The organism is Brevibacillus humidisoli, assembly GCF_020923435.1.
Lineage (GTDB): Bacteria > Bacillota > Bacilli > Brevibacillales > Brevibacillaceae > Brevibacillus_E > Brevibacillus_E humidisoli.
This window is the reverse complement of the sequence record NZ_CP087263.1, coordinates 1,077,789-1,097,634: the sequence shown is the minus strand read 5'-3', so window position 1 is coordinate 1,097,634 and position 19,846 is coordinate 1,077,789. Positions and strand designations below refer to the sequence as shown.

The 19,846-nt window shown below is 51.8% G+C and carries 22 protein-coding genes; all 22 read right to left on the bottom strand.

What is annotated here, in order from left to right:
- Positions 1–269 precede the first annotated feature (269 nt).
- Positions 270–755 (bottom strand): DivIVA domain-containing protein, encoded by a 486-nt coding sequence (locus tag LOK74_RS05415; RefSeq protein ID WP_230045567.1) that lies wholly within the window; start codon positions 753–755, stop codon positions 270–272.
- A gap of 92 nt (positions 756–847) precedes the next feature.
- The gene (locus LOK74_RS05410; protein WP_230045566.1) at positions 848–1,621 is read right to left on the bottom strand and encodes a YlmH family RNA-binding protein; all 774 of its coding nucleotides are present in this window, start codon (positions 1,619–1,621) and stop codon (positions 848–850) included.
- A gap of 19 nt (positions 1,622–1,640) precedes the next feature.
- The gene (locus LOK74_RS05405) at positions 1,641–1,910 is read right to left on the bottom strand and encodes a YggT family protein (RefSeq protein WP_230045565.1); all 270 of its coding nucleotides are present in this window, start codon (positions 1,908–1,910) and stop codon (positions 1,641–1,643) included.
- Between the two features lie 26 nt (positions 1,911–1,936).
- Positions 1,937–2,362 carry a cell division protein SepF gene (locus tag LOK74_RS05400; RefSeq protein ID WP_230045564.1) on the bottom strand — a complete coding sequence of 142 codons (426 nt, stop codon included), beginning with the start codon at positions 2,360–2,362 and terminating at the stop codon, positions 1,937–1,939.
- A 47-nt stretch (positions 2,363–2,409) separates the two neighbouring features.
- A complete protein-coding gene (locus LOK74_RS05395) occupies positions 2,410–3,120 on the bottom strand; it encodes a YggS family pyridoxal phosphate-dependent enzyme (protein ID WP_230045563.1) in 711 nt (236 codons plus the stop codon).
- 5 nt (positions 3,121–3,125) lie between these two features.
- Positions 3,126–3,956: a peptidoglycan editing factor PgeF gene (pgeF, locus tag LOK74_RS05390; protein WP_230045562.1), complete on the bottom strand. Its 831-nt coding sequence runs from the start codon at positions 3,954–3,956 to the stop codon at positions 3,126–3,128.
- Between the two features lie 122 nt (positions 3,957–4,078).
- Entirely contained in the window at positions 4,079–4,363 is a 285-nt protein-coding gene (locus LOK74_RS05385) for a YlmC/YmxH family sporulation protein (protein ID WP_230045561.1), read from the bottom strand.
- A gap of 108 nt (positions 4,364–4,471) precedes the next feature.
- Positions 4,472–5,251 carry an RNA polymerase sporulation sigma factor SigG gene (gene sigG, locus LOK74_RS05380; protein ID WP_230045560.1) on the bottom strand — a complete coding sequence of 260 codons (780 nt, stop codon included), beginning with the start codon at positions 5,249–5,251 and terminating at the stop codon, positions 4,472–4,474.
- 126 nt (positions 5,252–5,377) lie between these two features.
- Complete coding sequence (sigE, locus tag LOK74_RS05375) at positions 5,378–6,100, bottom strand: RNA polymerase sporulation sigma factor SigE (protein ID WP_230045559.1); 723 nt, start codon at positions 6,098–6,100, stop codon at positions 5,378–5,380.
- Positions 6,101–6,103: 3 nt separating this feature from the next.
- A complete protein-coding gene (spoIIGA, locus tag LOK74_RS05370; RefSeq protein ID WP_230045558.1) occupies positions 6,104–7,066 on the bottom strand; it encodes a sigma-E processing peptidase SpoIIGA in 963 nt (320 codons plus the stop codon).
- A gap of 588 nt (positions 7,067–7,654) precedes the next feature.
- Complete coding sequence (locus LOK74_RS05365; RefSeq protein ID WP_230045557.1) at positions 7,655–8,032, bottom strand: VOC family protein; 378 nt, start codon at positions 8,030–8,032, stop codon at positions 7,655–7,657.
- A 173-nt stretch (positions 8,033–8,205) separates the two neighbouring features.
- On the bottom strand, positions 8,206–9,342 hold the full coding sequence (ftsZ, locus tag LOK74_RS05360; protein ID WP_230045556.1) for a cell division protein FtsZ: 1,137 nt from the start codon (positions 9,340–9,342) through the stop codon (positions 8,206–8,208).
- Positions 9,343–9,412: 70 nt separating this feature from the next.
- Entirely contained in the window at positions 9,413–10,669 is a 1,257-nt protein-coding gene (ftsA, locus tag LOK74_RS05355; RefSeq protein ID WP_230045555.1) for a cell division protein FtsA, read from the bottom strand.
- A gap of 131 nt (positions 10,670–10,800) precedes the next feature.
- Complete coding sequence (locus LOK74_RS05350) at positions 10,801–11,148, bottom strand: small basic family protein (protein ID WP_230045554.1); 348 nt, start codon at positions 11,146–11,148, stop codon at positions 10,801–10,803.
- A 3-nt stretch (positions 11,149–11,151) separates the two neighbouring features.
- Positions 11,152–12,096 carry a DUF881 domain-containing protein gene (locus LOK74_RS05345; protein WP_230045553.1) on the bottom strand — a complete coding sequence of 315 codons (945 nt, stop codon included), beginning with the start codon at positions 12,094–12,096 and terminating at the stop codon, positions 11,152–11,154.
- Positions 12,097–12,161: 65 nt separating this feature from the next.
- Positions 12,162–12,875 carry a DUF881 domain-containing protein gene (locus LOK74_RS05340; protein WP_230045552.1) on the bottom strand — a complete coding sequence of 238 codons (714 nt, stop codon included), beginning with the start codon at positions 12,873–12,875 and terminating at the stop codon, positions 12,162–12,164.
- Positions 12,862–13,671: a cell division protein FtsQ/DivIB gene (locus tag LOK74_RS05335; RefSeq protein WP_230045551.1), complete on the bottom strand. Its 810-nt coding sequence runs from the start codon at positions 13,669–13,671 to the stop codon at positions 12,862–12,864. Before LOK74_RS05335 ends, LOK74_RS05340 begins: the two co-directional genes overlap by 14 nt.
- A 157-nt stretch (positions 13,672–13,828) precedes the next feature.
- A complete protein-coding gene (gene murA / locus LOK74_RS05330; protein WP_230045550.1) occupies positions 13,829–15,082 on the bottom strand; it encodes a UDP-N-acetylglucosamine 1-carboxyvinyltransferase in 1,254 nt (417 codons plus the stop codon).
- Between the two features lie 15 nt (positions 15,083–15,097).
- On the bottom strand, positions 15,098–16,003 hold the full coding sequence (gene murB, locus LOK74_RS05325) for a UDP-N-acetylmuramate dehydrogenase (RefSeq protein WP_230045549.1): 906 nt from the start codon (positions 16,001–16,003) through the stop codon (positions 15,098–15,100).
- Positions 16,004–16,111: 108 nt separating this feature from the next.
- On the bottom strand, positions 16,112–17,206 hold the full coding sequence (gene murG / locus LOK74_RS05320; protein ID WP_230045548.1) for an undecaprenyldiphospho-muramoylpentapeptide beta-N-acetylglucosaminyltransferase: 1,095 nt from the start codon (positions 17,204–17,206) through the stop codon (positions 16,112–16,114).
- Positions 17,207–17,259: 53 nt separating this feature from the next.
- Complete coding sequence (gene spoVE / locus LOK74_RS05315) at positions 17,260–18,348, bottom strand: stage V sporulation protein E (protein ID WP_230045547.1); 1,089 nt, start codon at positions 18,346–18,348, stop codon at positions 17,260–17,262.
- 123 nt (positions 18,349–18,471) lie between these two features.
- Positions 18,472–19,845: a UDP-N-acetylmuramoyl-L-alanine--D-glutamate ligase gene (murD, locus tag LOK74_RS05310; RefSeq protein WP_230045546.1), complete on the bottom strand. Its 1,374-nt coding sequence runs from the start codon at positions 19,843–19,845 to the stop codon at positions 18,472–18,474.
- Between the last annotated feature and the right edge of the window lies 1 nt (position 19,846).

The window sequence follows — 19,846 nt, the reverse complement described above, 5'->3', positions numbered from 1 at the left end:
GTGAATGAAACGCTCACTTACTGACAGTTGGGTCGCCAAACTGTGTTCAGCTATTGGACTCACGGGTGATTTTCCGTGACGGCACTCACCGGGCTTCCACCCTCCCCGGCTCGCTAGGCAGTTCACCTGTTCACGTACTCGTCCCGCTCATCGTCGTCATGTACAGTTGGGAAATAAAAAGATTGCTATTTATTATAAAGCCATCCGGACCCGTTCGTCAACAAACGCAAGAACGGCTTAACCATTCTCGTCCCCATCTCAATACCTTACTAAACCGTTTCCAACTCGGAGTCGGCAGGTTCCAAGTCATCCCAACCGCCGTTTTCCAACATTTCCATCTGCGCTTCCAGCAGGGTACGGAAACGCATGCGGTAAACAGAAGCCCTTTTCTTCAATTCCTCGATCTCAATGGCCACCTTGCGTGACTTGGCCAGCGCCTCGTTCACAATCCGGTCAGCGTTCTTCTCTGCTTCTTTCAGGATTAGCTGGGCTTCCTTGCGCGCATTTGACTTCACTTCTTCGGCCGTCTCCTGCGCCACAAGAATCGACTTACTCAGGTTTTCTTCCATGTTTTTATAATGGTCGACCCGTTCATTGAGCATGGCTACCCGCTCTTCGAGGTCTTTCTTTTCCTTGATCAGAAGCTCCATATCCTTGATGATCTGATCGAGAAACTCGTTTACTTCATCGACATTGTACCCTCTAAATCCCGTACTGAATTCCTTGTTGTGTATGTCTAACGGCGTTAACGGCACGAGAACACCCCACCTTATTCCAAGTCGTTTTTTTGAAAATTCGACAGGTTGACCGCTTTTCCTGCCATTTTCCGCAAAAAAAATCGTCTGTTCTACATGTATTCGCCAACTATGATTCTTATTCGTCCGCTTCGCGCGGTCGGCGCCATTTCATACACTTCAAACCGCCCAAAACCAGTCAGCGATACGACATCTCCTGGTGCCAGCATGTAGGCAGGATCGTCAACCACTTTCCAGTTTACCTTCGCCCTGCCGGCTCGGATTGGCAGCAGTGCTTTGGAACGTGAAAGACGGTACACTTCCCCCACGACTGCATCAAGACGTGGTGATGAAACGGTAAAGTTTTTTTCCGCCCGCTGCTCTGCGGGTATGCGCAGCTGATCCCAGCCCACGCTGACCAGCTCTACCGGTATGCGGTGGATCTGCGTTACCTGCATCCGAACATACTCAAAGACTTCTTGAGCCACAATGACCTGACAACCCTGTCCGTCCATCAAGATGTCGCCAAACTTTTCCCGCTTCAATCCGATATGCAGCAGCGCACCGAGGACGTCGCGGTGAGAGAGCTGGACGAAGCGCTGGTCTCCTTTGATCTGCACGAGGACAAGCTTGAAGTCATCCTGCTCAGGTACGATGTAGCCAGGATACAACAGAGCACGTACGCGTTCTGCACCGTCATACCCGCCCCGACCGTCGACCCGGACATCTGCCACTTGGGAAGTTAGGCTTTGAAAGATGGAAAACTGGCGAGGGTCCAGAAAATCAGTCAGGCGCATGGTTTGCCGCTGCTCTACTAGCAGCAGCATTTCCAGCGCCCGCTCAACAAAAGGATGCTCTTCTTTACGAAAGTGATCGAATAAACTCATCTCGCCTAAATCGCCTCAATCATGTAAAGATCATTCGAAGTAAGGACATCAGTCCCAGTTGAGCAAAGTAGAGCGCAAACAACGCGACGATCGGCGAAATGTCAATAAAGCCGAGCGGCGGGATAAACCGCCGAAATGGTGCCAGGTACGGTTCCACCAACCGCTCCAGCAATTGGCCGATCGAGGTTTCACGCATTTGCGGTACCCATGACATCAGTACATAGGCAATGATCATAAACTGATAAACTTTAAATACGTATCCGATGATCAACGTCAAGTAATAATACATGATTCACCTCAACAAAACGCAGGCGGCTATTCTTCCACCACGCTGGATATAGTTCCCTGAATGTCAACATGCTCGGGCGTGCAAACAAAAATATGTTCTCCCACCTTTTGAATGTCGCCGTTTAATGCATACACGGTGCCGCTCAAAAAGTCGACAATCCGCTTCGCCTGATCTTTTTCGACACGCTGCAGGTTGATCACAACCGGACGGCGGTGACACAGGTTGTCGGCGATATCCTGAGCATCGTTGTAACCACGAGGTTCAAACAGCATCAGTCGAATACCGGTCTGCTCACGTGCAGTGTGCAGACTGACGACATTGTTGGCCCTAGTTGCGTTGCGCCGTCTGGAATGATTCTCCTCTTCGTCGTCGTGTGTCTCCTCGACCATTTCCTCAATGATTTCTTCGTTGTCGAAGCCGAAAAAACCAGCTAGTTTATTCATTACACCCATTGTTTATCACCCTCCTTGGTTGCCAGCGGGTATCATCCAGTCCGGCTCTACGTCATCTCTGGTTTCACTAAAACGGATCCCAAGCGCACGAAGGTGGCTCCCTCTTCAATCGCCACATCAAAGTCGCCCGACATTCCCATCGACAGCTCTTCGGCAGTAACGTTGGGCAGGGAGAGTTCCTGCAGTCGTTTCTGCCATGCTCGTAGCTCGCGAAACACTGGACGTGCCTGCTCCGGATCTTCGACAACTGGTGCCATCGTCATCAATCCGGCTATCCTTATATGTTTCATATTACTTGTTTCATGGACAAAAGCCAAGACATCATCGGGATTTAGCCCAAATTTTGTCTCTTCACCGGAGATATTGACTTGCAAAAGGCAGGGCACGACGATCCCCAGAGCAGCCGCCCGCTTCTCGATCTCCTGTGCCAGCGACAGACGATCGAGGGAATGTATATAGTGAAAGCGACCGACCACCTCTTTTACTTTATTGGTCTGGAGATGGCCGATGAAGTGCCAGGTAGCCTGTCCTTGATAAGCCTCATACTTGGGCAGCGCATCTTGCACACGGTTCTCGCCGATATGGGTAAGGCCGCACGACAGAATCTGGCCAACTGTTTCCGTATCTACGTATTTTGTGACGGCGATGATGCGTACGTCGTCGCGCTGGCGCCCACTATGCTGACAAGCCGCTTGGATCCGTTGCTCCACTTTCTCCAACTGTTGGCGGATTTGTTCCTGTGATATGCTTGATTTCACCACTGTCACTCTACTCCTTTCGCTTTCCAGCCAATAAATGATGCCATCCGTCCCGTACGTCCCTTATCCCGGCGGTGGGAGAAAAAGAGTTTACCGTTGCAGGCTGTACAATAGTTGGACCGACTGATATGGCTGGAAGGTACACCTGATTCGATCAGAATTTGCTGATTAAGCTCTGCCAGATCCAGCATATAGCGACCATCGCCGCCCGGCTGCACGCTTTGTTTCCAGTTGGCCGTGGAACCTCGCACGTGCTCCATCACTTTTTCGTCCACTTCATAGCAGCACCCCCTGATCGAGGGGCCAATAGCCACTAACAGTTCATCCGGCTTGCAGCCGTAACTCTCCTCCAGCGCTCTCAACATAACCGCAGCGATCCGTCCTACCGTCCCTTTCCAGCCGGCATGCGCGAGGCCGATTACTCGCTTCTGCGGGTCCAGGACGTACAGCGGGATACAATCAGCATAATACGATGTCAGCAAAATCTCCGCTTTATCTGTATAGAGACCATCTACAGCCGGGATCGCTCTATCTGCCCGCTCGCGACCTGACCCCCGCTGCGCATCGGTCACCTGTTCTACAGCCGTGCCGTGTACCTGTTCGCCGCATGTCCAGGCCTCAAAATCAAACCCGACCTGTCGGCAGACGACTTGCCGGTTTTTTCTGACATGGTCAGGGTTGTCCCCTACATGCAGCCCCAGATTAAGAGAGTCGTACGGCACTTCGCTAAGCCCGCCGCTGCGCAGGGTAAATCCGGCGACAAGACCAGGGCAGCGCTGTTCCCATCCGTTGAGTCGGAGCGTATCTGTCTGTGCAACGATTTGAAACGGTTCCATCAGCTTCTCTCCCTCTCTGCTTTCCGCTACACCCATCTTACCGGGTTTTTCCCTTGCGGGGCAACTGCAAGAAAAAAAGACACGCCATGCGCATCTTATCTGTATCGCCCGCAAAGGAGCCATCAAGAGGTATAATCCTCTTCGTTCGTCTGTTTTCCTTCTATCCGCACCGGTTCCTCCAACCGGACCAGTACTACGTCTTTACCAATCTTCACAATGTTTCGCCAGGGAATTACATGATCGTTGCCTGAGCCGAATAATCCGAGAAACCGCCCCGACCCAGGAACGATAATGGCGTCTACCCGCCCTAGCCTCAGGTCAATCTCCAGATCACTGATTTGTCCCAGTCTGCGTCCATCCAGAATATTGACTACTTCCTTCGTCTGGAAGTCCGAGATTTTCACCACACCTGCTCACCCACTTTTTTTGGCCTCCCCTACTCTTATGTATATGTGGATAACCGGGTTTATGTCCATTCGACCATACAAAAAGCTTCCCCATCGGGAAGCTTATGGTCATGATTGCACGTGTTTCTGCATGTGGGCGATTGCCGCTTTTTCCAGACGCGACACCTGCGCCTGCGAGATCCCGATCTCCTCGGCTACCTCCATCTGTGTCTTGCCCTCGTAAAAACGCATCGACAAGATCATTTTTTCACGCTCGCCAAGGCGGTGCATTCCTTCACGCAGGGCGATCTCCTCTACCCACAGGGCATCTCTGTTTTTCTCGTCACTGATCTGATCCATCACATAGATCGGATCCCCGCCGTCCTGATAAATCGGCTCGAATAACGAGACCGGATCCTGGATTGCATCGAGGGCAAACACAACATCCTCTTTTGGGACGTTTAACTCGTCGGATATCTCGGTAATAGTTGGTTCGCGCGAATGCCGATTGGTCAGGTTGTCCCGTACCTGCAGCGCTTTGTACGCGATGTCACGCAGGGAGCGGGAGACCCTGATCGGGTTGTTGTCACGCAGATAACGCCGGATTTCTCCGATAATCATCGGAACGGCATACGTTGAGAATTTGACGTTCTGGCTGAGGTCAAAGTTGTCGATCGCCTTCATTAAACCGATACACCCAACTTGGAACAGATCATCAACATATTCGCCCCGGTTGTTGAACCGCTGGATCACACTCAAGACCAGCCGCAGGTTTCCGTTGACCAGTTTCTCTCGTGCCGAATGCTCGCCTCCTTGCAGTCGTTCGAAGAGTTCCCTCATCTCCTTGTTGGTCAATACAGGAAGCTTCGACGTATCTACTCCACAGATCTCCACCTTGTTGCGCGTCATGTCCTTCCCCTCCTCTGGAGTATGAAAAGCTTCCGTCTCCTTAAAACGCAGGAAGGGAGCCGGTAACGGCATCCACTTTCTGGTACGGTTTAGGAACAGTATCTCCTCGGATGGGGAAAATATGCGTCAGACCATTTTGTTGAATTCTTTGCGCAACCGTTTGATAATTCGCTTTTCCAATCGGGAAATATACGATTGAGAGATTCCCAACAGGTCGGCCACATCCTTTTGCGTTTTCTCTTCTTCACCTCGTAATCCGAACCGCAGCTCCATGATCGTCCGCTCACGATCAGACAGCTTATCCAGCGCTTTTTTCAGCAGCTTGCGATCCACCTGATCTTCGATGTTGCGGTAAATCGTATCGTTCTCGGTACCTAGTACATCAGAGAGCAGCAGCTCGTTGCCATCCCAATCGATATTCAAAGGCTCGTCAAACGAAACTTCAGAACGGATTTTGTTATTTCTCCTCAGGTACATCAGGATCTCGTTTTCGATACAGCGGGAAGCATACGTAGCCAGCTTGATGTTTTTTTGCGGATCAAACGTATTGACTGCTTTAATCAAGCCGATTGTTCCGATGCTGACCAAATCTTCGATGTTGATCCCGGTATTCTCAAACTTCCTGGCAATATAGACCACCAGACGCAGATTGCGTTCAATCAGCATACTGCGAACGGCAGCATCTCCGGACGGAAGGCGGGCGAGCAGGAGCTCTTCTTCTTCTCTTGTAAGGGGTGGCGGCAGTGCCTCGCTGCCCCCAATGTAGTAGATTTCCTCGGCACGTGCCCCGATAGCGATCAAGATACGATACCATAGCAGCTGCAGTTGGAGACGGAATTTAACGAACAATTGCTAACCCTCCTGTTTGATAGATTTGGCAGTCCCTTCCGGATCCTGCTGCACCAAGGCGGGATGGACAATCGCCTGATAGGTCTGGTCCGCTGACAATGGGTGTGGATTTAAACCCAGCAGAACACGTCGGCACTCAAACCGCTCTCCCTGCTGGACGATAACCACGACATCCGGTTTCACCGCTAAGAGAAAATCCATTCCTCGTGAGACACTGCGGTAGGGAATCACCCGCAAACGGGCTTGCCACTCATCCCGCATGGAATCAAACAGATCGTCTAATCCGTCCAGCATACCATTCAACTGAGCCAAGCGGTCGGATAGCCCCGCAGGCAATAGATGAGCCAACAACTTGCTCTCCATAATCATCACCGGTATACGGGTAATCGGCTCCTGCAGTTGGTTGCCGGTATCGACTAAACCACGGCAGATCACACTCTCACCGTTTACCTTCACGCATACTTCTACCAGAAACGATTCGATCTGTCGGGGACCTTGAATCGCTCGATAGCTATTGCGGCTGAGTATGTAGACCAGAGCAAAGCCGGCTGCCAGCACCAGAAGCGTCGGCTTGGAACCTACCCCAAATCCATCATTGTGGGTCACGAGAATCCCATTCATCACTTCACTTTGTGAAGCCAACAAGTAGTTCAAGCCAAATACGCCACCGCCAAATACAAATGCCACAAAGTAAAACACACAGAGATGGTGGGCAAATGCAAGCAGCCGAGGAAACCCAAAGGCGATCAACAGCATCAGGACAGAAAAGAGCAGCTTGACCATCCACTGATACATACCGGCAAATGACGGCAGAAAAAAGAAAGCGATATACGTAGACCCAAATGCTGCTGCTGCCAGCAGCCTCCACCAGACGATTCTTGCCTTGCGAAAGTAAGCTGTAAACCACAGCAACAAGGTATCAATTGCAAAGTTGAGGAGTATGATGATATCAAGGTAAACCACCATACTGTCTTCACCCCCCGCCTGGCAAAAACAGTATATCTTAATGTGTATGTAAAGTCTGTCGCTTCTTGACAGCTTTTTTCACTTTTTTTGTAGAACCGAACATGTCGAAAGAGGAGCTTGTTTTTGGCCTTTTTGCCGACTGCTATTCCCGATGCAGACTGTTTCATCGGACAAACCCGGTGCAAAGCAGAACTCAACAATTGCTGGTTCGTTAGATAAAAAAAACTGACCGTGTCGGTCAGTGCAGCCTGTAGACAAAGGGGCGGGGCGGGGGAGAGTAGCTCTTTTCCTCCAGTCGCTTCGTTGCCAACCAGCGAGGAAGTGGGACTGTCCGCTGCGCCAGTCCGAAGCGGGCGGTCGCAAAAAGTGGTCATCGCTACGAAGTACCTCAGGGTTGCGCCCGAAAGCCCCCGCTTCGGACTGGCTCCGCTGAGCTGGTTGGCAAGAGTCGCTCCTTCCGCAAAAGAGCTACTCTCCGCCTGTACCGAGGTTTTGTCTACACGCAAAACTGACCGTGTCGGTCGGTGGATGCTAGTTTAGAAGGTGGCCTTTTAACAGTGGAGAAAGAACATTGGTGTAGGATATTCTTCAGACGTAGTTGGAGATCTCAAGCAGATTTTGGTCTGGATCCCGTAGGTAGACAGAGAGAATCGGACCGACGGCGCCCGTTCGTTTGACTGGTCCCATTTCGATTTCCACTCCGCAAGCCTGCAGGTGGGATATTACTTGACTGATTGGAGTATCCGTCACGAAGCAGATGTCAGCCGATCCTGGTGTCGGACGTAGAGCTTTTGGTTCAAACTCTTTGCCTGCTTCGTGCAGGTTGATTTTTTGTTCACCAAATTGCAGTGCCCTCCTTCCGCCGCCAAATGTAACGATCTCCATACCGAGAACGGTCGTGTAGAACTGGCATGTGACATCCAGGTCTTTTACAGTTAAAACAAAGTGGTCCATTCGTATTATCATAGATCCTCCTCCCCCATAAAGAGCTTGGTCCATGTGCGCCAACCAGTCGATCCGTTATTATTTTCTCATCTGCTTCCATGTAAGAAAAAAATCCCTACCTGGAGCTTGGTCTCCAAATAAGGACTTTTGTTCGACTTAGTTTGTTTCCCCATCCTTATTGAGGAAATCTCAGCTTATTTTTTCCGCCGGCGATTCCGCAGAAATGCCGGGATATCCAGATTATCCAGATTGCTCATAGAGAGCATTGATTTTACATCTTCCTCATCCCGTGAGCGCGGCGTTTGGGCCGCCATTCCGGACTGCCCCGGACGGGTGTTCTGCTGTGCCGCACGTCCTGCATCCGCTTTTTGCTTCTGATGTTCTTCAAAGCCGGTAGCGATCACGGTGACTACGATCTCATCCTTGAGGTCCTCGTTAATCACGGCTCCGAAGATCATGTTTACATCGAGATCGGCTGCAGAAGCCACGATGTCAGCTGCTTCGTTTACTTCGTACAAACTGAGGTTGGTGCCGCCGGTAATGTTCATCAACACACCGCGCGCCCCGTCAATCGAACTCTCCAACAGCGGGCTGGAGATTGCCTTGCGGGCTGCCTCGGCGGCGCGACTCTCGCCGCTGGCAACACCGATCCCCATCAGTGCCGATCCGCGTTCGGTCATGATCGTCTTCACATCGGCAAAATCGAGGTTGATCAGCCCTGGTGTGGCAATCAGATCGGAGATCCCTTGTACACCTTGTCGGAGGACATTGTCAGCCTGGCGGAACGCTTCCAGCATTGGTGTATTTTTCTCGACGATTTCCAACAGCCTGTCGTTGGGGATCACAATCAGTGTGTCCACTTTATCCTTTAGATTGGCAATGCCCGCCTCTGCCTGCAGCGACCGCTTGCGACCCTCAAAAGAGAAAGGACGGGTGACCACTCCAACCGTCAAAGCACCTAGTTCCTTGGCGATCTCAGCGATCACCGGCGCAGCACCGGTACCGGTGCCGCCACCCATACCCGCCGTAACAAACACCATGTCGGCACCGCGTAATGCGTTTTCGATCATCTCGCGACTTTCTTCCGCTGCCTTTTTGCCGACTTCAGGATTGGCGCCAGCGCCCAGTCCACGAGTCAACTTTTCACCGATCTGCAGTTTTATATCGGCACTGGACAGTTGCAGCGCCTGTGCATCCGTATTGACCGTAATGAATTCGACACCTTGTACGCCGCCGGCGATCATGCGGTTAACAGCGTTGCTGCCGCCGCCGCCGCAGCCGATTACTTTAATCTGCGCAAATTGTTCAAGATCCAAGTCAAACTCCAACATCCTGCATGTTCCTCCTCACTCGAGCATACGAGAGCTCCCCAGGTATCCCTATCTAACGCGATCACTTAGCTTAGATAAACTCGCTAAACCAGTTTTTGACTCGTTCCAGCAGTGTACCGGACTCTTTTTGTCGGTTAGATGCTGTCGATTTATAGCCTGCCTTTACGGTTGCAGCTGCGCGCTCGCTTCGGTTGGCTGTACGGGCCGCCGCATACTGGATCAATCCGACACCAGTCATGTAAGCTGGGTCACGTACGCCGATGTAGTCCGGTATGGCGATCCGCACCGGAGCGCTTAGCTCTTCCTTGGCCAACTCCACCATGCCTGGCATCGATACCGTACCACCAGTGAGGACGTACCCGCCGGCAATCTCATCAAACCCGAGCCTATGTAGTTCTTCTTCGATCAGTTGAAAAATCTCCGCAGCTCTCGGTTCAATAATCGTCGCCAAGTCAACCTGGGTAAACTGTTTCTCCACCTCGCTGCCAATCCGACTCACTTTAAACTTCTCTTCTTCCGAAGCTTCATCGACCAATGCACAGCCGTGCTTTACCTTTACCTTTTCTGCGGCTTCCGTGTGAGTCCGCAATCCTAGGGCGATGTCGTTGGTGATATGATCTCCACCGATCCCGATTACCGAGGTGGCAACCATATGCCCCTGCTCAAATATCGCTACGGTAGTGGAGCCAGCACCGATGTCGACGAGGGCCACTCCCATGTTTTTATCATCCTTGGTCAGAGCCCCACGACTTGCGGCAAGCGGCTGCAGAAAAATGCCGCCAATACGCAGGTTGGCCCGCTCCACACACCGCACAATGTTGTGAATCACGGTCTTGGAGCCAGTGACGATCATCCCTTCCATCTCCAGCCTGACACCGATCATGCCCCGGGGATCCTTGATGCCAGCCAAACCATCGACAATAAATTCTTTGGGAACAACTTCGATGATTTCCCGGTCAGGAGGGATGGCCACCACTTTGGCCGCCTGAATCACCCGTTCGATATCCTCTTCTTTGATTTCCCGGTCATCACTGGAGACGGCGACAACGCCTTGTGTATCGAATAACTCTATGTGATTGCCGGTAACGCCGACAAACACCTCATTTACTGAGACGTCCACCATGCGCTCGGCATGGTCAACAGCTTCACGGATGGCATGCACGGTTTGGTCGATATCGACGATAGCCCCTTTTTTTATCCCTTCGGAATGAGCTTGTCCCACGCCGATAATGTTCATCGTCCCGCCGTCTATTTCGCCAATCATGATGCGCACCTTGGACGTTCCGATATCTAAGCTGACGATCAGCTCATTATGGTTGTTTACCAAACCGTTGACACCTCCTCTGCTACGACTTGTTGTTGATCACAAACACACCTGCATACTCTATTCCACACAGGTCAACCATTCCCTTTTTTCTGTTATGATTTTTTTAAAAAAAGTACGATTCGACTAAAACCTTACTGCCGCTGGCTAAGCCATTTGGACAAGATGATCCGGCGAATCACGGCAAGGTTGTTAAACAGCCTGACACCAAATGCTACAATCGCGGCCATGTACAGGTCGATGCCGAGAAACGCCCCTAAAAAGGCTAATCCTGCGGCGAACAACGTGTTAAAGAAAAAACCTGACATGAAGATACGGACGTTAAACATCCGTTCCAAATAGGCGCGAATGCCGCCAAAAATCGTATCTAATCCGGCCAGAAGTGCAATGGAAACGTAACTGCTGTATTCCTGTGGAACTCGCAGGTCCAACACAAACCCGAGAACAATGCCGGCTATCAGCCCAATGAGTGGAAGCCACATATGCTACGAATCTCCTTTTGCTTTCACAGGTCTCATATATCGTACACTTTGCTCATCCTGATACGCAGGAATATAGAGCTGCTCATGTTTTTCCGTCAGCACTGTCTTGTTCACCAATTGAAAATATCCCTCGATATTGGCCAATTTCAATCCTGAAATCAGGGTCTCAGGATCACCCAAAGCCTTGATCACATAGGGAGGTTGGATGAACTTCGTGTTAACCTGTATGCTGTTCCCGACATTTCGGATCGCGCTGGTAGCAATGAGCCGATGTCCATTGATGGAAACAGCTTTCGCCCCATTCACCAGCAGTTCGTTTACCAACAAGTGCAAATCTTCACCCATCAAGAGCGGCGGCGGATTTCCTACGGGATTTTCGGCATCTCCTGACGCTTCATCATCGCCCCTGATCTCAGTTGCCGCAATCCCTCCATTATCTGTAAAGTCTGAACCATTATTCGGTGCAGATGGTGTCTGGTCCTGGGAGACGGAAAACGGAGAGTCCTCCGCCACTTCATCTAACTCCTGTTTCGAGTCACCGTCCAGGTCCGTCTCTCCTGTACCAGTATCAGTGCCATGCTCCGGCAGCAGCATCGTTTGGGGATGTACCCCATCAACAATCCGTACGGTAATTCCCGGACCGGTCAGACTAACCATCCCGGCGAGCTTTCGGGCCCTCGCCAGCTCTTCCTTCATTACCTCAACGCTCTCCCCTTCATCCAGAGCGGTCTCGTACTGGTAAAACAACAGCTCGTACTTGGAAATGTCAGCTAGCAAACTTTTATGCTTTTCCAGCTCTTTTTGCAGCGTGCTGCGCAGTTCCGTAATGCTGCGAGACTCCGTGGTTTGCGGACTGAGGTTGCTGCGCAGTTGGGTTGCCAGCATAACACCAATGATAGCACTAATAGCAGCCAGAATAAACATGATTTTACGGTCGTTTCCTGTCATATAAACGCATCCTTCTTTTTGACTAAAGAAAGTGGGGGAGGTAGGTCTATTGGACGAGTACCGGATTAGGAAGAAATTTGATCAAATGAGATGTCTCCGACAAAAGCGGGTACTTGCAGCAGATCTTTCTGTTCGACGGATATCTGGACAAAGTCTTTCAACCTGTCCACGACGCCGCCAGGCAGTTGCAATCCCTGACTCAGGGTTGCAGAGTCTCCGATCGCCGTAATCACAAACGGAGTGGCGGACTTCACTCCGTTGACAATAATCGTCGGACCGACACAGCGAATGGCGGAATTGCTCACCAATCTCTGACCATTGATGCTGATCGCTTCCGCTCCGGCGGCTCGCAGCTCATTGACAACGAGCGTTACATCCTGCTCGTGGACAATGTTCTTCATCACATCCCCCGTCTGCGAGGCATTCGGATTGTCCTGCAAGGTGACCACTACTCCGGGACCTTCAACAGGAATGACACCTGCCATCATCCGTGCCGCCTCCAATTCTGCCAGTACCGCTGCCGCTTCCGATTGATGCTCGGCCACTTCTTCCTCTACCTTGGCTACCTGCCGTTGCAAGGCAAGCAACTGTACTTCCAAAATGCGGTTTTGCTCTTTTTCTTTCACAATCTGTTCGTTTAACTTGGTTTCTTGCTGCCACTGCCGATCTCCCTCCCGTTCAAGGGCACGCAGTTTTGTCAGCTCAATCGAATGGGAGATTAAAAAGCCGGTGGTCAGTGTCACGATAGAGAGGTAAATATAGTCTTTACGCACTTTCATCCTCTGCTGACTCCTTTTTTTCTTCGGATGGTGCTACGTCCTCCGTTTCAGAATTACTGTACTTGCTAAACCATGCACTTTCCAACAGGTAAATGATTCCTTTCTCTCCCTTCGGAATCTCGTTGACAATGGACGGATACCATGCCAGTTTCCTTCCCACTTGGTGAATTACACTGCGCACTTCATTCCCATCTCTCATGTAAAGTGTGATTCGTTGATTGTCGTAAGGTGTCGGAGTGAGAGAGATATCGGAAATCTGTGCGAGGACGGCCGGTGATAGTTGAGCCAGCGCTTTGGCCAAAGCTGGAAGCAGATCGGGGTCCTTCCACGAACGAATCAAAGGCCTGTCCACAGCCAGTTGCTTCATAGCGGTGTCATTAAGCACATACCCGTTTTCCAGCAGAGGGAAAACCTTTGTTCCATCTTCTAATGAGAGGAAGTAGGCAACTCGATCGTATTCCTGAACCTCCAGCTTGATCAATCCAGGAAAGTCCCTGGTTACTAAAACGCTTTCCACTCCTTTTAATCGGCGCATGTTTTCATGTACGCGGCTTTCCCACACGTTTAAAAACTGCATACCGACGCTAAGACCCGATGCCGCCACGATTTGCTCCTTGGTGTAGAGAGTGTTCCCGTATACGACAATCTCTTCCACTTTGCTGTACGGAGAGCGAAAAAAGAGGACAGCCAGCAGCGCAAGAAAGAACAACGTAAGCAGTGTAATCAATTTGCGGTTCCCTTTTCTTTTTGGCTTCGGCTGTTTCAACTGTGGTATACGTTGATCGTACGCGTCCATCTCTATTCCTCCGTAGCCCCTCTGTTCACGGGCGCCCAACAGGGCGTAACGATTGAAAAGCGGCATACATCCATATGCCGCTTTCTATCTTCGTGCTTCTTTATAGCGATAGAGGTGTACGAAACGGCAAGGAAGTCCCTGAATCGAACACGCACTATCATGTTTTGCGAACGATGTTAGCTCCCAACTGCTGCAGTTGCCAATCCAGTCGTTCGTAGCCGCGGTCGATATGGCAAACCTCTTCCACAACAGTTGTACCTTCCGCACCCAATCCAGCAAGTACGAGTGCTGCTCCAGCTCGCAGATCGGTCGCTTCCACGGCAGCACCGCTTAGTCTGTCAACACCTCGGATAAAGGCTGTGCCTAGATCGACGTAAATAGATGCTCCCATTCGGGCCAATTCATTGACGTGTTTGAATCTTCCTTCAAAGACGGTCTCTTTAATCACACTTGTTCCCCTGGCCTGTGCCAGGAAAACCATCATCTGCGCCTGCAAATCTGTCGGAAACCCCGGAAAGGGCGACGTGATGATTCTGTCAATGGCGTTGGGGCGCGCAGTACTTTTTATTTCCATTATATCATGGTGGGTCTTGATTTCAACACCGCAGCTTCGCACCACTTCAATCAGTGCCGTAAGATGTTCGGGGATGGTGTTGGTTAATTCGATATGTCCCTGAGCGATCCCTGCGGCTAGCATATGAGTACCGGTTACGATCCGGTCGGGAATCACCCGGTAACTGACGGCACGCAGGGATGACACACCGTCGATCTCAATCGTATCGGTTCCGGCTCCACGGATCCGCGCTCCCATTGCATTGAGAAAGTTCTGCAGATCGACGATTTCCGGCTCCCTCGCTGCATTGCAAATCCGTGTCGTTCCTTTAGCATATACGGCCGCCATCATGATGTTTTCTGTAGCGCCCACACTGGGAAAGGAGAGGAAGATGTTGGTGCCACGCAGTTGTGTGGCGCGGAACGTGATGTATCCTTCCACTTCTTCAATCTTTGCCCCCAGCGCGGAGAGTCCGCTGAGGTGTAGATCGATCCGCCGTTCGCCAATGGCACAGCCACCGGGACGGGAAATGGTTACTTCACCGAAACGTGCGAGTAAGGGGCCCATCAAAAAAATGGAAGATCGCATTTGGCCCATCAAGTCGTCTGGCACATGGGTTACCGAGATGGAGGTGGTATCCAGGCTTACACACCCATCTGCATGAACCGCCTTTGCACCTAACGCCGACAAGATTTCAATCATCACTTCGATGTCCTTCAGGTGAGGTGCGTCATAGATATGGAATTGCCCTTCTGCCAACACGGCAGCAGCCAGAATGGGCAGGGCAGCGTTCTTAGCTCCTTGTATTCGAAGAGTTCCGGACAAAGGTCTTCCACCTTCGATAGTAAAAGTCTCCAAACTTTCACCTCCGTGTTACCCCTCGCCCACCACCAATACTTCAGGATGCAAGTCGACTCCAAATGTTTCTTTGACTACGGTCCGTACATGCTCCATCAAGGTGAGGACGTCGGTAGCCAAGGCACCTCCACGATTGACGATGAAGTTGGCGTGTATCTCCGAGATTTGTGCGCCCCCGTAGGTATATCCCTTCAAACCGGCCGCCTCGATCAATCTCCCGGCGTGGTCACCTGGTGGATTACGGAACACACTGCCAGCACAGGGCAGCTGCAGAGGTTGCGTCTGACGGCGTCGATCTTTGTTGGAAGCCAAGGCTGCCGAGATTGCTTTGCGATCACCCTTGCGCAATTGAAGCACCGCTTCCAACACAATCCCCTTTTTTTCCTGCAGCAGCGACGTGCGGTAACGGAACTTCAATTCCTCGTTGGTTAACACCTTTGTCTCACCATCTTCGAAGAGGACTTCAGCTTCTTTAATAATACGTGACAGATCCGATCCGTGCGCCCCTGCATTCATGTAGACGGCACCACCAACCGAGCCAGGTATGCCCCCAGCGAACTCCAAACCTGTTAATCCATGTTTTCCCGCTTCCACCGTCAGACGGATCATCGAGTACCCGGCACCAACACACACCTCTTCGCCCTTAAACTCACAGTGACTTAAGCCCTCAGCCACCTTGAACACAGCTCCTCGAATCCCTCCATCCCTCACTAGAAGGTTGGAACCGCGCCCAATTACACTCCAAGGAATATTGTGACGATGAATCAACTGGACAGCGTAAAGCAGCGATGCTTTATCTTTTGGCTGGATTAACAGGTCGGCAGGTCCCCCGATTCGCCAAGTCGTATGATTGGCCAGAGGTTCATCCAACCACACTTTTCCGATACCTGCTGCTGTTAGCTTTTCTGCGATATGCCTCATGGTTAACCTCCTGACACGAATGCTAGGTCGGAACTTGCTCTGATCACGTGTTTGCTTCATCCTATGCGAAGGAAGATGGCAGCGTGACAAACGCCCAACGGGCATTAGTCAGTGTGTCCCCCTGAGCAGGTGGACAATCTGTCGGGCTGCATCCGGTTTCCCTATCTTACGTGACTGGTCATGCATCTGTGACCACTTGTCTTGGTCGCCGAGGATAGACGCAAGTGCCTGCTTCAGCGTCGCCCCGCTTAGTTCTTTTTCTAGCAGCACGACCGCAGCTCCTGCCCGTTCCAAACCGCGGGCATTTTTTTCCTGATGATTGTTGGTCACATAAGGAGACGGGATGAGAATGGACGGGATCCCAAGCGCAGTCAGCTCAGCCAAAGTAGATGCTCCAGCACGGTTGACGCTCACATAGGTGGCAGCCAACAGATCGGGCATATTGTGAACGTATGGCAGCAGCGTCAGATTGTCCGGGCTGCCTGATCGTTCATGCAGCGTGGCTTTGATCGTTTCGTAATGTACTTCACCTGTTACGTAGACAAAGTGGCAATCAGTGAACTCACTCATTGCTTCGGACAAGACCAGGGTGGCTTCGTTTATCGCTCTCGCCCCGCGGCTTCCTCCGACCAGCAGGATAATTTTTTTGTCGGTTGGGATCGAGAGCGATCGCCTTGCCGCTTCGGCATCTCCATGGATCACCTCAGTGGCTCGCGGATTGCCGGTGAACACGGTTTTCTGCTTCGGGAAGTAAGCAAGCGATTCCTCAAATGAAACGGCGATTTTGCTGGCAAAGCGAGCCAGAAATCGGTTGGTCAGACCCGGTACGACGTTTTGTTCGTGAATCAACGTGGGAATGCCAAGTCGGCTGGCGGCATAGACAACCGGACCGCATACGTAACCACCGGTCCCGACAACCAGATCGGGCCGGTACTCGCGCAAAATCTGTTTGGAACGGGAGACCGCCCGCAAGAACCTCCAGATCGTGCGCGCATTTTCAAATGTCAACTTGCGTTTGAATCCGGAAATGTCAATGGCCTCGAAGGGAATTCCCTGTCGAGGCACGAGAGATGATTCCAGTCCTTTGTTTGTTCCTACGTACAGAAAAGAGGCCTCCGGCTCCAGACGCTTCAGCTCACCAGCAATCGCCAGCGCCGGATAGATATGTCCTCCTGTTCCTCCTCCAGTCAAAACGACACGCATAAATGGATCACCTTGCTTTCTTTATCGAACGCTTGCCCTCTGCACTTCCGTAGTCAGCGGGCAAATCGAGAGATGTTCAGGAGGATCCCTACAGCTGTCAGCATCAGGGTCAGGGACGATCCCCCGTAACTTAAAAACGGCAGCGTAATCCCCGTTACGGGAAACATGCCGGTGACGACTCCAACATTAATCACAACTTGGATGGCGATCATGCCGATAATGCCAACCGCAAGCAGACTGCCAAACAGATCTGGGGCAGTGATGGCAACCCGCATTCCACGCCACAAGAGCAGCAGGAAGAGGAGCAAAACCAATGTGCCTCCGATGAAGCCCAATTCCTCGGCAATGATCGAAAAGATGAAGTCGTTATACGGTTCAGGTAAGTATAAGTGCTTTTGTCTGCTCTGTCCAAGCCCTAATCCGAGCAGGCCACCCGGTCCAATCGCGTACAACGACTGGATAATCTGATAGCCGGAGTTGAGTGGGTCCTGCCAAGGATCGATAAACGCGGTGATCCGCTTGATCCGATAAGGCGCTGACAGGACGAGGCCAACAAAACTGGCGATGCCGAGAATGCCAAAGGCAATGTAATGGCTGATGCGCGCTCCGGCCACGAAGATCATCAGAATCGCCGTCCCCATCAGCACTGTGCCTGTCCCTAAATCAGGCTGCAGCATAATCAGCGCAAAGCAAACAACGGGTATAGCCAATGCCGGAAGCAGTCCTTTTTGAAACAGGACGATTTGTTTTTGATGATCGGCCAGCCATTTCGCCAGATAAATGGCGACGCCAATTTTGGCGAACTCACCAGGCTGTATGCCAAACGCGCCCAATCCGAGCCAACTCTTGGAGCCGTTCACCTCAACACCGATCACCAGGACCAGAATCAGCAGGCCGATACTTGTGTAGAATGCTGCCTTGGCCCACCGTTTCCACACCCAATAGTCGATGTTCATCACCGTATACATCGAGGCTATCCCCAGTATGGCAAAAATCAACTGCCGCTTGGTAAAGAAGTAGGCATCGCCATGTTTCAATGCGACTACCGCACTGGCACTGTAGACCATGACAATTCCTAATCCCAATAGGAAGAGGGTGGAGAAAATGATCACAAAGTCAGGAGCAGAGCGTACTTTACTCATGCAAGCCATCCTTTCTTGCCGCCGTCCTCCTGACATCCTACCCATTTGGTTCCTATCGAACGATTGGCGACTGTCACACAGTCCAGCCGTTGTTCCCTTTATGTCGCCGTAGAGGACGGCCCGTTATACTAGGCTTGTTTTCAGTCTATGCACGCCATCCTTAAACATGCTCCCCCGTACTTCATAGGATGGGAACATGTCCCAACTGGCACAGGCTGGGCTGAGCAGAACCACATCACCTGTCTGCGCCAGTTTGGCTGCAGCAAAGACGGCCTCCTCCACAGTATCGACGCGAATACAATTGTCAATCCCCGCCTCCCGGGCGCGAGCGAGCAGAATCTCGGCAGTCTGTCCATAAGCGACCAGACCCTTTACATGCTCCTTCATGACAGGAACCAGATCACGAAAGTCGATTCCCCGGTCCAGTCCTCCCGCAATGAGCACGATTGGTTCTTCGAAGGCGCCAATCGAGCGTATCGCCGCAACAGGATTAGTCGCTTTGGAATCGTTGTAATACTTGACACCATGAATCTCGGCCACGAATTCCAGACGGTGGGCCAGCCCCGTAAAAGTGGAGAGTACGCTGGCGATCGCCGCAAGATCGGCTCCCGCCAACCGACTGATCAGCGCTGCTGCCAGCGCATTTTCCAGGTTGTGTTCGCCACGCAGCGCCACCTCGTCAACGGCCATCACCACTTCTTCCCGTCCTGCTTCGTCAGCCCAGACGATCTTTCCTTCCCGGATGAATACACCAGGTCTCACCGCTGACCTGCGGCTGAAGTAGTAGACCTGACTCGGCAGCCTCTCGGCAAGCGCCCGTACTTCGGGTTGGTCATATGGAAGCACAGCGTAATCATCTGCTGTCTGATTGGCAAACAGCTTTTGTTTGGCTGCAAAGTATTTCTCCAGGGTCTTGTGATAATCCAGGTGGGCGGGGTAGAGATTAAGGATTGTGCCAATACGGGGGCGGAAGTGTTCCGTTCCCATCAATTGAAAGCTGCTCAGCTCTGCAACCAGCCATTGATCACTGTGAGCGGTCTCGGCCAGCTCACACAGGACCGTGCCGATATTTCCTCCCACCCGTACGCTGATTCCCGCCGCCTTCAGCATCTGACCCACTAGCGTTGTCGTCGTTGTTTTGCCATTGGAGCCGGTGATACCAACAATCGGTGCTTTAGACAAATGGTAGGCAAGTTCTACTTCTGTGATCACCGGTATGCCAAGTGCAACTGCTTTGGCCACTGGCGGCGCCTCGTAGGGGATGCCAGGGTTCTTCACGACCAGACTGACACCGGGATGGATCAGATCGTCGGGGTGGCCGCCAGTGAGCACGGTGATGCCGAGCGCCTCCAGTTCCTCCACACCGCTCGCTTCTTCGCGCGGCTTCTTATCATTGACGATCACGTTAGCACCAAAGCGGTGCAGCAGTTTTGCAACCGCTACACCGCTTTTTGCCATACCGAGCACGATCACTTGTTCGTCTTTCCAGCGATTCATA